At 40.6% G+C, this 14,032-nt stretch carries 14 protein-coding genes; 7 read left to right on the forward strand and 7 right to left on the reverse strand.

The window, feature by feature from the left end; genetic code table 11:
• Positions 1-77 precede the first annotated feature (77 nt).
• Together mpl and ACX1N5_RS13855 are read right to left on the reverse strand one after the other, a co-directional pair.
• Positions 78-1,445 carry a UDP-N-acetylmuramate:L-alanyl-gamma-D-glutamyl-meso-diaminopimelate ligase gene (gene mpl / locus ACX1N5_RS13850; RefSeq protein WP_131382337.1) on the reverse strand — a complete coding sequence of 456 codons (1,368 nt, stop codon included), beginning with the start codon at positions 1,443-1,445 and terminating at the stop codon, positions 78-80.
• Positions 1,446-1,582: 137 nt separating this feature from the next.
• On the reverse strand, positions 1,583-2,068 hold the full coding sequence (locus ACX1N5_RS13855; protein ID WP_228259315.1) for a phosphatase PAP2 family protein: 486 nt from the start codon (positions 2,066-2,068) through the stop codon (positions 1,583-1,585).
• A 254-nt stretch (positions 2,069-2,322) separates the two neighbouring features.
• Between ACX1N5_RS13855 and ACX1N5_RS13860 the strand changes: the two genes are divergently transcribed.
• The 4 genes from ACX1N5_RS13860 to ACX1N5_RS13875 all read left to right on the forward strand — a co-directional run bounded on the left by ACX1N5_RS13860 (position 2,323) and on the right by ACX1N5_RS13875 (position 6,308).
• The gene (locus ACX1N5_RS13860; RefSeq protein WP_370664284.1) at positions 2,323-2,676 is read left to right on the forward strand and encodes a DMT family protein; all 354 of its coding nucleotides are present in this window, start codon (positions 2,323-2,325) and stop codon (positions 2,674-2,676) included.
• 138 nt (positions 2,677-2,814) lie between these two features.
• Entirely contained in the window at positions 2,815-3,330 is a 516-nt protein-coding gene (purE, locus tag ACX1N5_RS13865) for a 5-(carboxyamino)imidazole ribonucleotide mutase (RefSeq protein ID WP_004749248.1), read from the forward strand.
• A gap of 13 nt (positions 3,331-3,343) precedes the next feature.
• Positions 3,344-4,465, forward strand: a complete 1,122-nt coding sequence (locus ACX1N5_RS13870) for a 5-(carboxyamino)imidazole ribonucleotide synthase (protein ID WP_131390201.1) — start codon at positions 3,344-3,346, stop codon at positions 4,463-4,465.
• A gap of 529 nt (positions 4,466-4,994) precedes the next feature.
• A complete protein-coding gene (locus ACX1N5_RS13875) occupies positions 4,995-6,308 on the forward strand; it encodes a lytic murein transglycosylase (protein WP_458803038.1) in 1,314 nt (437 codons plus the stop codon).
• A 59-nt stretch (positions 6,309-6,367) separates the two neighbouring features.
• Here ACX1N5_RS13875 and ACX1N5_RS13880 read toward each other — a convergent pair whose 3' ends face one another.
• The 5 genes from ACX1N5_RS13880 to grpE form a co-directional block, all read right to left on the reverse strand.
• A complete protein-coding gene (locus ACX1N5_RS13880) occupies positions 6,368-6,742 on the reverse strand; it encodes a hypothetical protein (protein ID WP_458803039.1) in 375 nt (124 codons plus the stop codon).
• A gap of 66 nt (positions 6,743-6,808) precedes the next feature.
• Positions 6,809-7,759, reverse strand: coding sequence for a M57 family metalloprotease (locus tag ACX1N5_RS13885; RefSeq protein WP_458803041.1), 951 nt, complete (start codon positions 7,757-7,759; stop codon positions 6,809-6,811).
• A gap of 56 nt (positions 7,760-7,815) precedes the next feature.
• Positions 7,816-8,349 (reverse strand): FUSC family protein, encoded by a 534-nt coding sequence (locus ACX1N5_RS13890; RefSeq protein WP_458803043.1) that lies wholly within the window; start codon positions 8,347-8,349, stop codon positions 7,816-7,818.
• Between the two features lie 135 nt (positions 8,350-8,484).
• Positions 8,485-10,434, reverse strand: a complete 1,950-nt coding sequence (gene dnaK, locus ACX1N5_RS13895) for a molecular chaperone DnaK (RefSeq protein WP_116731036.1) — start codon at positions 10,432-10,434, stop codon at positions 8,485-8,487.
• Positions 10,435-10,554: 120 nt separating this feature from the next.
• Positions 10,555-11,088, reverse strand: coding sequence for a nucleotide exchange factor GrpE (grpE, locus tag ACX1N5_RS13900; protein WP_131382343.1), 534 nt, complete (start codon positions 11,086-11,088; stop codon positions 10,555-10,557).
• Between the two features lie 654 nt (positions 11,089-11,742).
• On the opposite strand from grpE, the gene ACX1N5_RS13905 reads away from it, so the two are divergent.
• The 3 genes from ACX1N5_RS13905 to ACX1N5_RS13915 all read left to right on the forward strand — a co-directional run bounded on the left by ACX1N5_RS13905 (position 11,743) and on the right by ACX1N5_RS13915 (position 13,828).
• Complete coding sequence (locus ACX1N5_RS13905) at positions 11,743-11,979, forward strand: hypothetical protein (protein WP_458803046.1); 237 nt, start codon at positions 11,743-11,745, stop codon at positions 11,977-11,979.
• Between the two features lie 131 nt (positions 11,980-12,110).
• Positions 12,111-13,163, forward strand: a complete 1,053-nt coding sequence (locus ACX1N5_RS13910; protein ID WP_458803048.1) for an alpha/beta hydrolase — start codon at positions 12,111-12,113, stop codon at positions 13,161-13,163.
• 98 nt (positions 13,164-13,261) lie between these two features.
• Positions 13,262-13,828: a peptidylprolyl isomerase gene (locus tag ACX1N5_RS13915; protein ID WP_458803050.1), complete on the forward strand. Its 567-nt coding sequence runs from the start codon at positions 13,262-13,264 to the stop codon at positions 13,826-13,828.
• Positions 13,829-14,032 lie beyond the last annotated feature (204 nt).

Below are 14,032 nucleotides of genomic sequence, written 5' to 3' on the forward strand. Positions count from 1 at the left end.
TGTATATAGATTTGATGGCTAATAATGAGTCAAAAGCAGCATCTCAAGATACTGCTTTTGATTAAAAATATTGTGGATTACTTGGCTTTTAACGCAGCAATCAGTTTTTGGTGTAAACCACCAAAACCGCCATTTGACATAATCACCACCGCATCGCCCTCACCTGCTTGCTGACAAATTGTGGTAATGATTTGCTCTAGAGAACGCGCAACGACAGCATGGTTTGGTGCAGCATCCACTACAGGCTGTAAATCCCAGTCCAGACCTTCGGGCTGATACCAAATCACTGCATCGGCTAAGCGTGCCGACTGAGCCAGTTGATCTTTATGACTGCCCATACGCATGGTGTTGGAACGCGGCTCAATAATTGCCCAGAGTTTACGCTCGCTCAGGCGCTTGCGTGCGCCGTCTAGTGTGGTTTCAATCGCTGTTGGGTGATGGGCAAAGTCATCATAAACTTCAATGCCATGCACCGTATCGAGTAATTCCATACGGCGTTTAACCCCACCAAAACATGACAATGCTGCACAGGCTTGTTCAATCGAAACACCGACATGTTCCGCTGCAGCAATGGTCGCCAGTGCATTGGCAACACTATGCTGCCCTGTCATGTTCCACTGTACTTCAGCTTTGAATTCGCCGTGTTGCAGCACTTTAAAATGACTGCCATCGGCTGAAACCAGTTCGGCAGAAAGTTCCGCTTTCTCATTGGCTGCAAGGCTGGTACGTACTACAGGCGTCCAGCATCCCATTTCTAGTACAGTATCAATATTGGTTTCAGTGATTGGTGCAATGATGCGCCCTTCACTTGGAATGGTACGAACCAAGTGATGGAACTGCTTTTGAATCGCTGCCAAATCATCAAAAATATCGGCATGGTCAAATTCAAGGTTATTTAAAATCGCAGTTTTCGGGTGGTAATGTACAAACTTGGAACGTTTGTCGAAAAATGCCGAATCGTATTCATCCGCTTCGACACAGAAGTATTTGCCACCGCCCAAACGCGCACTTTGACTAAAACCGAGTGGTACACCACCAATCAGAAATCCAGGATTTAAACCTGCCTGATCCAGTACCCATGCCAGCATGGTCGTGGTGGTGGTTTTACCGTGTGTTCCTGCAACACCGAGGACATGTTTGCCTTGCAACACATGATCTGCCAAGAACTGTGGACCTGAAATATACGGTAAGCCAGCGTTAAGCATATATTCGACTGCATCAATGCCGCGTTTCATGGCATTGCCCACGATGACCAAGTCAGGATGTGGCTGTAAATGGCTACGATCATAGCCTTGCATTAAGGTAATGCCTGCATTTTCCAGTTGAGTTGACATGGGCGGGTAAACATTTTGATCTGACCCTGTAACGGTATGCCCAAGCTCACGAGCTAACAGTGCCAATGACCCCATAAAAGTGCCGCAAATACCCAAAATATGCAGATGCATAACTCGCCTACTCCACTGTTTCCGATATGCTGAATCGTGTGTTTATTTGAAATTATTGGCAACCATAGCAAGGCTGTATTTGAAAAGATAGTCAAAAAACGTGAGAACTTGTATGGGTTTGCCAAGAGGATTGGGCTTTAGCCAATCCAGCGTGGATATTTTTTGAGAGCTTGATAGGCTAAAAAATTTAAGCCCAGTGCGATCAGCAATGCACCCAAAATATCAAAGGGAAAATGCACACCCAGATAAATTCGTGACCAGCCCACGGCGAGTGCTGCCAGCAACAAGCCACAGCCAATCCAGAATTTAGATGAAAAACAGTAAGCAAACGCAATTGTGCTCATCACCAGCATATGGCTACTTGGAAATGAGTTGTTATTGGAATGTCGAATATGATTTTCGCTTAAGCCAAGCGTAAATGGACGCGGAAAATCAAAAGTATGATCAAAGATATAATTTAAAATAGATGCACAAAGGGTCAATACGAGAGCTTTAAGAAAGAGTACAGGATAACTTTTTCTAAGTACCATACTAAACAGTAAAATGACCGCTAAAATTGTGGTGAGATAATGCGAGAAAAATAAGGCAGCGCTTAAAGCAAATTCAGAATGACGTCCTGTCATATAAATCATTTTAAATAAATCATAATTAAGCTGTGTCAGATTCAACATTTTTCGGCAATGATCCAATAAATTTTCTGTGTGCATTTTAAGGGATTTATCAGGATGATGCTTTAAACAAAAATCCTATAAAGATCTTTCTCAGATAACATGCTGATTTTAATATTTTTAAATGTATTACAAGTATCTTGATGCGCTGAGAAATCATGACATGATTTTCGTAAAACTATAATATAAATCAGAATCGTTTATTTGGAATTGACATTTTGATCACGCCCTTACCTTTTATTTTGCTGATTATTTCCAACTGTTTTATGACGTTGGCATGGTATGGGCATTTGAAATTTTTACATGCTGCTCCGCTTTGGAAAGCCATCTTATTTGGCTGGTGTATTGCCTTCCTCGAATATAGTTTCATGATTCCTGCCACGCGCTTATTTGCCCAGCAAGGCTTTAGCATGGGTGAAATGAAAATTACCCAAGAGGTGGTGACTTTACTGGTGTTTGTGCCCTTCATGCTGTTTTTATTTAAACAACCTTTCAAACTTGATTATCTATGGGCTGGATGTTGCTTGCTCGGCTGTGTGTATTTTGTGTTTCGTAGCCAATAATCTGGAAATTCATCGTGAAGCGATGAGTATTTTTGGAGAGGATGAAAAAAACCGCTATACTAGAGTGCCCTAATATTTATGCAATGCACTTCTTGGCTTTGCTAAGCGCATTGATCTACTTACGCTTTGGAAATATCAATGAATACGGTCGCAGCTCCAGACGCTCAACCTTTAGTCGGAATTATTATGGGTTCTCAATCTGATTGGGCAACCTTAGAACACACTGCCAATATGCTCAAACAGCTTGGTGTCCCTTTTGAAGCTGAAGTGGTTTCTGCACACCGTACTCCAGACCGTTTGTTTGAATATGCCGAAACTGCGCGCGAACGTGGTATTCAAGTGATTATTGCAGGTGCTGGCGGCGCAGCGCATTTACCAGGTATGTGTGCGGCTAAAACTGATTTACCTGTTTTAGGTGTTCCGGTCAAATCATCGATTTTAAATGGTGTCGACTCTCTCCTTTCGATTGTACAAATGCCAGCAGGTATTGCAGTAGGTACTTTGGCGATTGGTCCTGCAGGTGCAACCAATGCTGCGATTATGGCAGCACAAATTTTAGGTTTGACACGTGCTGACATCGCTAAAAATGTCGCGGATTTCCGTGAAGCACAAACTGCTAAAGTTGCCAACAACAACATTCCAGGTCAGGTATAAACGAGATTTGATCATGAACAAAACCATCGGAATTTTTGGTGGTGGTCAACTGGGTCGTATGATGGCCCAAGCTGCGTTACCACTAAATATCCAATGTACTTTCTTTGAAGCCAGTACCGATTGCCCATCTGCGATGTTGGGTCAAGTGATTTCAAGTCAGGCAGAAAACGGTTTGCAGCAATTTATTGACAGTGCAGATGTTTTTAGTCTGGAATTTGAAAATACACCATTAGCTGATGTTGATGTGTTGACGCAAAGCAAGCAATTGCATCCACCGCGTCAGGCGTTGGCAATTGCACAAAACCGCTTGCTTGAAAAAGCCTTGTTTGATCAGTTGGATATTCCAGTTGCACCCTATCGTGCCGTGGATAGCCTTGAAAGCCTAAAACAGGCAGTGACTGATTTAGGTTTGCCAATTGTCCTGAAAACTGCGACAGGCGGTTATGATGGCAAAGGTCAGTTTGTCCTGCGCTCTGAAGATCAGATCGATACCGCATGGGCAGAACTCGGCCCCGCAAAAAGCTTGATCGCTGAAAGCTTTGTGAAATTCTCACGTGAAGTTTCGATTATTGCGGTACGTGGACAAAACGGCGAAGTCAAAACCTGGGCATTGGCAGAAAACCATCATCACAACGGCATCTTGTCACACTCGATTGTACCTGCGCCAAATAGTGCAGATTTGCAGCCAGTGGCACAGGACTACATTACCCGTTTGCTCAATCATTTGAATTATGTCGGTGTGTTGACGCTTGAACTGTTCGTGACAGAACAAGGTCTATATGCCAATGAAATGGCGCCACGTGTGCATAACTCAGGGCACTGGTCAATTGAAGGTTCAGTCTGCTCACAGTTTGAAAACCACATTCGTGCAGTTGCAGGCTTGCCACTCGGTTCAACGGATGTTGTACGTCCAACTGTGATGATTAATATTATCGGTCAACATCCAAAAACTGAAGATGTACTGGCGTTAGATGGTGCGCATCTGCATTTGTATAACAAAACTGAACGTCAAGGTCGTAAGCTTGGGCACATTACGTTAATGCCAGTCGATGCTGCACAATTAACGACTTTATGTCGTCAATTGGCGAAAATTTTGCCTGAGCCACTGGCATTGACTCAAGATATGAACATCTAAAGCTAGATTGTTGTTAAAAAAAGCGTTTGCCTCGGCAAGCGCTTTTTTTTTGGCAATTTCTCAGGCAAGATAGCCGCCGTTTTAAATTCAAAACTATTACGATTGTGGGTAAAATTACACACTGAGAAATTAAATTTGAATTTAAAGTTTTGAATTTAAAAAATCAGTTTGAATTTAAATTCAAATTTAAAAAATGAATTCAAAAATCATAATTGCTATAGTCCAATATGCAAAACAATCAAATTTTAAAATACAATTAATTTTATTTTTTAAAAACAGTCGCTTAAATTTTGGTTGTGGATAAGTTAAAAGATATCCACATTCTTGTTTTATGGATTTTATCCCCATTTCGTCACTGGAAAATGAATTCATTTGTTTTGAATTTAAAAATTTGAATTTAAATTCAAAATGCAGAAATGCTGTGAAATTGCGAGTATTTGTACATTTGAATTTAAATTGAATCGTCATTTTTTTGGGATAATGATATGTTAGGGTGATCATTTGAATTCAAAATGGCGAGCAAGATCATATGCGACGTTTTCCTTTTCTTGTCGGTAGTCTTTTTCTAGCAACAACTCATACTCAGGCAGAATTAATCATTAATGGTGTGAGTGATACAGACAAGAGCCATAACACAACAATCATCAGTAGTTCTCCGCAATTTTCTCCACCCGATGCTTTTGGGCAAGGTCAATTTCAGCAATGCTTAGCAAACTTGCGTTCTCAAGCTCAAGCATCTGGCGTGAATGCTGAAACTTATAGTCAGTACACTCAGCACTTAACACCTGATCGCTCCGTGTTAGAAAAACTTAACTACCAACCAGAATTTTCAACTCCGATTTGGGATTACTTGTCTGGATTGGTTGATGATGAGCGTGTACAAAAAGGACAGCAAAAAATTGCTCAGTATCGTGAAGTTTTAAACCGCGCTTCACAAGTTTATGGTGTACCTGTCGAAACGATTGTGGCGGTATGGGGTGTGGAAAGTAATTATGGAGATATTTCAGGGAAATATCCGCTCTTACAGGCATTAGGAACTTTAAGCTGCGAAGGGCGCCGTCAAAGTTATTTTCGGGGTGAGTTTTTTGCTGCCATGCGTATCTTGCAACGTGGTGATTTAACGCTAGACCAGCTAAAAGGCTCGTGGGCAGGGGCGTTTGGGCATACTCAGTTTATGCCTGTAACTTATGAGCGTTTAGCCGTTGATTTTGATGGAGATGGCCGCCGTGATTTAGTATCGAGTGTACCTGATGCTTTGGCATCTACAGCCAATTTCTTGAAAAAAGCAGGCTGGCAAACAGGTTTGCCGTGGGGCTTTGAAGTCAAATTACCAGCAGGCATGTCGATTGCAGGTGAAAGCCGACGCAATAAAAAACCACTCAGTTACTGGCTTTCGCGGGGGGGAGTACGTGCTGATGGTTCTGCTTTAATTCAGGGAAATTTGAGTGATACAACGTCTGCTGGTTTAATGGCACCTACAGGCGCAAATGGTCCAGTATTTTTAGTGTTTAAAAATTTTGATGCGATTTATGGTTATAACGCTTCGGAAAGTTATGCCTTGGCAATTGCGCATTTATCGGATCGGTTACAAGGGCAGGGCGAATTTAAAACGGCTTGGCCAACCGATGATGCAGGTACATCACGCGTAGAGCGTCGTGAAATTCAGCAGATGCTTTTAAACAAGGGCTATGACATTGGTAGCCCAGATGGCTTGATTGGGGATAAAACCCGTCAGGCAATTCAACAGGAACAGCAGCGTTTGGGCTTACCAACCACAGGGCGGGCAGGGCAAAAAATTCTGCAAGCACTGCGCCAACAACAAGCCATTAAAATGATGCAATAATTCAAGCAAATACATATTAAAAAAGGTCTGAATCCTCAGACCTTTTCAAAGAAATATCCTTAAAAACTCTCACGATCAATTTTGACCGCATCGAGAACATCAAAAATCACTTTAGTCACATCTTGACTCAGTTCACGATCATTAAAAATTTCGTGGGCGGTAATCGTGACGTCAGTGTCACTTGGTAATTCTTTTTGTTCTTCTTCAATCAGATATTCAATCGGCATTTTGGTCTGTTTAATTTCAAGATGCAAAATATCGTCAAATGGAATATTTTCGTCCTCAAATTCGACCATTTGTTTATTGAAATAAGGGAGTAGTAGCCCATGCAGATAAGGGGTAAGCTCTTCAATATTAAAGATTTCAATATCACGTGTTTCTTCAATTGTGCTGATGTGATCATTCACTTCGACAATAATATGATAATAACTCACGCTGATCTCCATCGAATTTAAGGTATCTCGCATAACCATAGCATGAAATTCGCTTGCATCATGGAGTTATGGATTGAATTTATCTAAAAACTTTTTCCAAGAGGAATTTTGTTGTAATAACAGGCGGTCATCTATAGTCAGCTGGAAATTATGCATATTCTGATCTTTTAATATGGGATACATCAAGGCATGCGAATTGATTTCGGTATGGGCTAAACCTAAGGCATGCCCCAGCTCGTGTGCAATTACCAGACGTAAATCATCCTGATTTTCAAATTCATAAATATTAATACTGCGCCCGTTAAAAAGCCCTTTATCAAAGGCACGTGCTGCATAGTGCTGATTATAAGTCTGGATGGACTGATTAATCTGTTGAGTGGTTTGATTGTAGTTTTGCACTTGGGCATTCGACTGTTGCGCCAGTTGGTTATATTGAGCCATTGCTTGATTCAGTTCAGATTTGAGTTGTTCAAGATGCTGTTTCTGCTGATCAAATTGTTGTTTTAGTTCAAGGTTTGCACCACCATGAGTATTGATCATTTCCACCATAGAATTGTACTGGCTGAGTTCATGTTGAAAGACATCTTGCTTGAGCTGAATGGCTTGCTGTGCACGTAAAATCTCAGCTTTATGACCATCAATTTGTTGCTGCTGCTGTTGTTGCTGGTTTTGGGTGTGCTCAATCTGTTGCAGCTCAGTGAGGCGCTGTGTGGTATTGACCTGACGCTGATCATAAATAAAGTTAATTTGCAGGCGGGCATGCGGGTCGTAAACTAACCAGTCTTTTCCCGTACCTTGTTGCCAGATATGGGCTGCTTGCTCGGCAAGTTGTTGTAATTCACTGTGAGATAATTCAAAGCGCGGGTCGACGTCGCCAATCCGATAATGTAGGCGTGTATCAAAAGGGTGAAAAAGCTGGGTTGAAATCGGGTTTAACCTGACTTGTGGATATTGCATATGTTGATAGAGCAAGAGTGCAACCCACAAAGCGATCAGCAATAAGCTTCCTGTTTTCATTATATATTTATACCTGCCTGTTTTATTTTTTGTTGCAATTAATCGATCGCTTACCCTCAGTCCTGGCTTTTATAAAATAGCCATTTTTGTTCAATCTGGCGGCTAATGAAATCAACCAGATAAGCAATTAAACATCCAATAATACAAAAGAAAATTCGTGATAATGCACCTTCAATCGTGTGATGTGCCACATCATAAATCGTCACGATTAAAAAACTCGACAAGGCAATCCCGCAATATTCACTGTGATTGAGCATAATGCAGAGCAGGGTGGTCACAAAAATACCCAAAATCAGAAACCAGTACTCGAGATTAATATAATATAAATGAGCTGACACATGAGTCATGAAAACCCAGATCACAATTCCAATCATCGAGCCGATGACATTGCCAATAATCTGGTTAAAGTTCACTTTACTTTGTCGGCTAAACTGTAAAGTCGAAAAGGCAGTCAGTGATGCCCAAACAAAAAAATTGCTGGTTTTATCTTTGTCAAAAATGATGGAGAGTAGGGTAATAATGACAGCACAGCTCAAAATCTTGCTGATATACATCACTTTTTCAGACTGGAGCAGCAGCATTATTTTCATGTCAAGTAGATCGGACATTGGGGTGCTGAGCATTATAAACAGACGATGTTATAAAATCTGTACCTGTTTGAGTACGTATAATGCTGATATAAAAAAACCGCGCTTGCGCGCGGTTTTTTTAGTTAAAGCGACAAATTATTTTTTGTCATCTTTTACTTCAGTGAATTCAGCATCAACAACGCCATCATCAGCTTTTTGTTGTTGCGCACCTGCATTACCACCTTGGAATGCATTTGGATCAAAACCTTGTGCACCACCTTCAGCACCTTGTGCTTGTTCATAAGCACGTTGTGTGATTGGCATCAAGATGTTTTGAAGCGCTTCAGTTTTCGCTTTGATCACTTCAACGTCATTTTCTTTAGTTGCTGCTTCAAGTTCAGAAACCGCTGTAGTTACCGCTGTTTTTTCATCTTCAGTGACTTTGTCACCTAAATCTTTTACAGCTTTGTTTGAGCTTGCAACCAAAGCATCAGCTTCGTTACGTGCTTTCGCTAGCTCTTCAAATTTACGGTCTTCTTCAGCATTTGCTTCAGCATCTTTGATCATTGCTTCGATTTCAGCATCAGACAAACCAGAGTTGGCTTTAATCTGGATCGATTGCTCTTTACCAGTGCTCTTGTCTTTTGCAGAAACTTTCAAGATACCATCAGCGTTAATGTCAAACGATACTTCAATTTGTGGCACACCACGTGGCGCAGGAGGGATGTCACCCAACTGGAAGTTACCTAGCAATTTGTTTTGCTGTGCAATTTTACGCTCACCTTGGTAAACCGAAATATCTACTGCAGGCTGGTTATCCGCAGCTGTAGAGAACACTTGAGATTTCTTCGCAGGAATCGTGGTGTTTTTCTCAATGATTGGAGTTAACACGCCGCCCATTGTTTCGATACCAAGTGTCAACGGAGTCACGTCAAGAAGCAATACGTCAGTTTTGTCACCAGACAATACCGCACCTTGAATTGCTGCACCGATTGCAACCGCTTCGTCTGGGTTTACATCTTTACGTGGCTCACGACCAAAAAATTCCTGAACTTTCTGTTGAACCATTGGCATACGTGATTGACCACCCACCAAGATCACGTCAGAGATGTCAGAAGTCGAAAGACCAGCATCTTTAAGCGCAATACGGCAAGGTTCAATAGTACGAGCAACCAAGTCAGCCACTAAGCCTTCAAGTTTTGCACGAGTCACGTTGATCACTAAGTGTTTAGGACCAGTTGCATCTGCTGTGATATATGGCAGATTGATTTCAGTTGCGTTAGAAGAAGAAAGCTCGATTTTTGCTTTTTCAGCTGCTTCTTTCAAACGTTGTAACGCAAGTGGATCATTTTTCAAGTTCACACTTTGTTCTTTCTTGAACTCTTCAACCAAGAATTCAATTAATGCGTTATCAAAGTCTTCACCACCAAGGAAAGTATCACCATTAGTTGACAATACTTCGATTTGCTGGTCGCCATCAAGGTCTGCGATTTCAATGATTGATACGTCAAAAGTACCACCACCTAAGTCGTAAACTGCAACTTTACGGTCGCCTTCTTTTTTGTCCATACCGAACGCAAGTGCAGCAGCCGTTGGTTCGTTGATGATACGTTTAACGTCTAAACCTGCAATTTTACCTGCATCTTTAGTTGCCTGACGTTGAGCATCGTTAAAGTAAGCAGGAACAGTGATGACTGCTTCAGTTACTGTTTCACCCAAGTAATCTTCTGCAGTTTTCTTCATCTTTTTCAAGATTTCAGCAGAGATCTGTTGTGGTGCTAATTTTTTATCGTTGACATCAACCCAAGCATCGCCATTGTCTGCTTTGATGATTTTATACGGTACAAGACCAATGTCTTTTTGTACCGCTTGATCTTCATAACGACGACCGATTAAACGCTTAATCGCGAATAATGTGTTTTTCGGGTTAGTCACTGCTTGACGTTTTGCAGATTGACCAACCAGAATTTCGCCATCTTTGTACGCAATAATCGATGGGGTAGTGCGCGCACCTTCAGCGTTTTCAATAACTTTTACTTTGTCGCCTTCAAGTACTGCAACACATGAGTTGGTTGTACCCAAGTCAATACCAATGATTTTAGCCATTTATGTGTTCCTCAAAAATTTTTTTGCAATTGTTTATGCTTGTTATTCGATATGAGAGTGAATCCATTTTTTTCAAGCAATTTTTGTGAAAAAAATTGGAAAACCCTCCAAATTGTAGGCTTATTGACCAACTGTGACCATTGCAGGGCGCAATAGACGACCAGAAAGGGTATAGCCTTTTTGCAACACGTTACCAATTTCGCCCGCTTTGGCATTCGGGTCGATTCCTACCGCCTGATGTAAATCTGCATTGAATCCGCTAGCAGTATCAACAGCAACAACTTCAAATTTCTCAAGTGCGTGGGTGAGTGATTTTAACGTCAGTTTAACCCCTTCAAGGAGCGGACTTTCTTCATCACCTGCCGCTTGAATTGCGCGTTCTAGGTTATCGACAGAATCAAGCAAGTTTTTTGCAAATTTTTCAACAGCAAATTTTTTCGCTGCATCTGCTTCACGTTCAACCCGTTCCTTGACTTTTTCTGCTTCATATACGGCATTGGCAGCACGCGCTTTTTCAAGTTTCAAACTTTCTTCAAGTTTTGCAATCTGAGCTGTTAAATCTTCAACGGTCACTTCTGCATGTGGTTGTGCTTCAGCTTGCTCAAGTTGTTCTTGCTCTAGGTCTTGAGTTTGGTCATTGTGCTCATTCGCCATTGATGATCTCCGCTTAAAAAGGTGTTTAAACATGTACAGTCCTTCGGCATCAGTGGTGCAACTGCATAAATTCTGAACTGCCATGGTTTGGGTTTTCTTTTGTTGTTACAGAAATATGGGCTGTACAGGAAAATTCAAGCACTCAGCTTGATTTAAAGCTTTTAATTTTACAGATTGAAGAAAATGACAGGTTTTTATTCCTTCTTTCTATCTATTCATTATGGTGTTGTCGATGGCACTGATCTTGTCAGCATCAAAAGCAGGCAAGTTACATCATAAAAACAGAATGTCATGACGATCTTTTAGATCAATATGAAACCGGTCATTATGTGAAAATTATTCTCAAAAACTGTTAAAACTATGTTGTGTTTTTATAAAAGAAAATTTGAAAAAAATTAAGAGTGAAACTGAAAACTGTCGTGCCGAATTCTGTTAAATATGAATGCAGTAATCTTACGCGTTGGAAGTATCAATACTTGGTTACAATGTAGCGAAGTCGCGGCTAAATAACATAAGCGACCAATAACGATAAAGGTTATTAAAAAAACATAGCATTTAAAGCGTATTTTCCATTTTTAAACTTCGCCATGATGCAACAGCTCGGTTACGAGTTTTTCTTTTGAAGTTTTTTAATTTTTAAATACGAGAGTGACGATGAAAAAATTAGCAATATTCTCATTAACCGCCGCAGGGTTTGCATTTTCAGCTGTGGGCTGTGCTTCGCATGAAGTAAAACCAGATGCACCAACAACGACAGAAACGTCTCCAATGAATGCTTCAGTCGATAATCAAACACAGAGCATGGCTGCTTCAGATTCAGCAAGTGCTGATGCCAGTATGCAGCAAACATTAACTCCAGCGACCAATACACCTGCAACCAACATACAATAATTCAGTCGTGCCAATAAACAGCAGCACTTGATGAAAAAACATAAGATATGGATTGTGGCAGTATGCTGTGATCCATATCTTTTATGCTATAAAGAGAATGATCTAAATAAAAAGAATTGGGTCGAGTGACTATGTTGCATCATCTTTGGAAAAAAAGAACAGTGTTGCTCGCCCGCAGCCTGAGTTACACGCCAAAACAATTACAACGCCGCTTGGTAGATTGGCTGAGCTATCCCTATAGTTACCCAGAACTGGATCCTGTTTTACAATGCCTGATGGCATATCAATATCAACAAGGTTATCGGGGATTACTTAAACCTGATCTTATACAATCGCGTCAGAACTTTCAGCGCAGTATGGCAGAACTTATATATAAGCCGACGACATTACCTTTTGTACAAAACTTACAATTACAATTGCACTCAGGTTCACTCACAGCCCGACATTATCATCCAATGCCAAATAAACCATGCCCGATGATTGTATTTTATCATGGGGGTGGCTTTATGTTGGGAGATCTCGATACACATGATGAAGCCTGCCGTCTGCTTGCCAAACATAGCCATTGTCAAATCTTAAGTATTGATTACCCTTTGGTGCCCGACGTATCCGCACAGCACTTGATTGCAGTATGTGAAGCTGCATGGTGTTGGGTCTGGCAGAATCAACATCAATTTAATGTGATGAAAAATGCGATTGCCATTGCAGGTGATAGCGCTGGGGGCAATATCAGCACTGTTATTTCTCAGCGGCTAGCTCGACAAAAAATAGCACCTGTCGCCCAGCTTCTGATTTATCCTGCGGTTGATTTTAAAAGTCGTTATCCTTCTTTCTTTAAATATAAAGAAGGTTTACTCCTAACCGAATCTGATATTGACAGCGTGACTGAGCACTATGTACTCCAAAACCATTTGGCTTTAGATGATCCGCTGGTTTCTCCAATTTATGGTGAGTTCAAGCAGTTGGCGCCTGCTTTTATTGTCACGGCAGGACATGATGTTTTACATGATGAAGGGGAACATTATGCACAGCTTTTGCAGCATGCTGGTGTAAAAGTAAAATATAAAAATTATCAGCATCAAGCACATGGTTTTATAAACTTGACATCGGTTTCTGCTCAGGCTAAAAAAGACCTTGCAGAGATAGCTCAATCATTTTATAAGTTTTTAAAAGCTGTCATCTAAGTTTCACGTGGAACACCTATAAAAGAGATATAAAAGCAAAATAAACAGAACTCAATTAAACTCATGCAACTTTATATAATGAATTAAAGGTTGATGACATGAAAAAAATCACATTAGGTTTAGGATTACTTCTCACAGGGCAAATAGCGCTTGCAAATACATTTGTAGAAATGAAAACCAATGCAGGCAATATTGAAATAGAGCTTTTTGACCAGCAAGCACCGATTACGACCCAAAACTTTAAAAACTACGTTAAAACGAACTTTTATTCAGGCACATTATTTCATCGAGTGATTCCAGGATTCATGATTCAAGGCGGTGGTCTTAACGTACGCATGGCTGAGAAGTCAGGAAAACCCCCAATCAAAAATGAATCTTACAATGGTCTGAAAAATCTCCGTGGTACTTTGGCAATGGCACGTACCAATGATCCAGACTCAGCAACAAGCCAGTTTTTTATTAACACTGCAAACAATAAAGCATTAGACCGAAGTGCTTTTGATGCGGGTTATGCAGTATTTGGAAAGGTGACAAAAGGTATGGATGTGGTTGATCGTATTTCTAAAGTATCAACTACAAATTATGGTATGCACCAAAATGTACCTGTTAAGCCGATTATTATTCAAAGTGTACAGATAGTGAGCAAAACCGTGCAAAATAAATAAAAATATAAAACATATATATATCAATATCTTAATTTTATTTGCTGTGTAAAATAAATACACTCGATGCAGCATGCATGAAAATGCACTTGCGTGCTGCAAAAAATGTCCTATAATGCACTCATCCCAACGCAATTGACGAAATAGATCTTCGCTTTAGGGTGAAAGATTTTGAAGTTGCGTTGTCTTTTTATTGATGAAATAAAA

The sequence above is a fragment of the Acinetobacter sp. ANC 4636 genome, assembly GCF_054454555.1.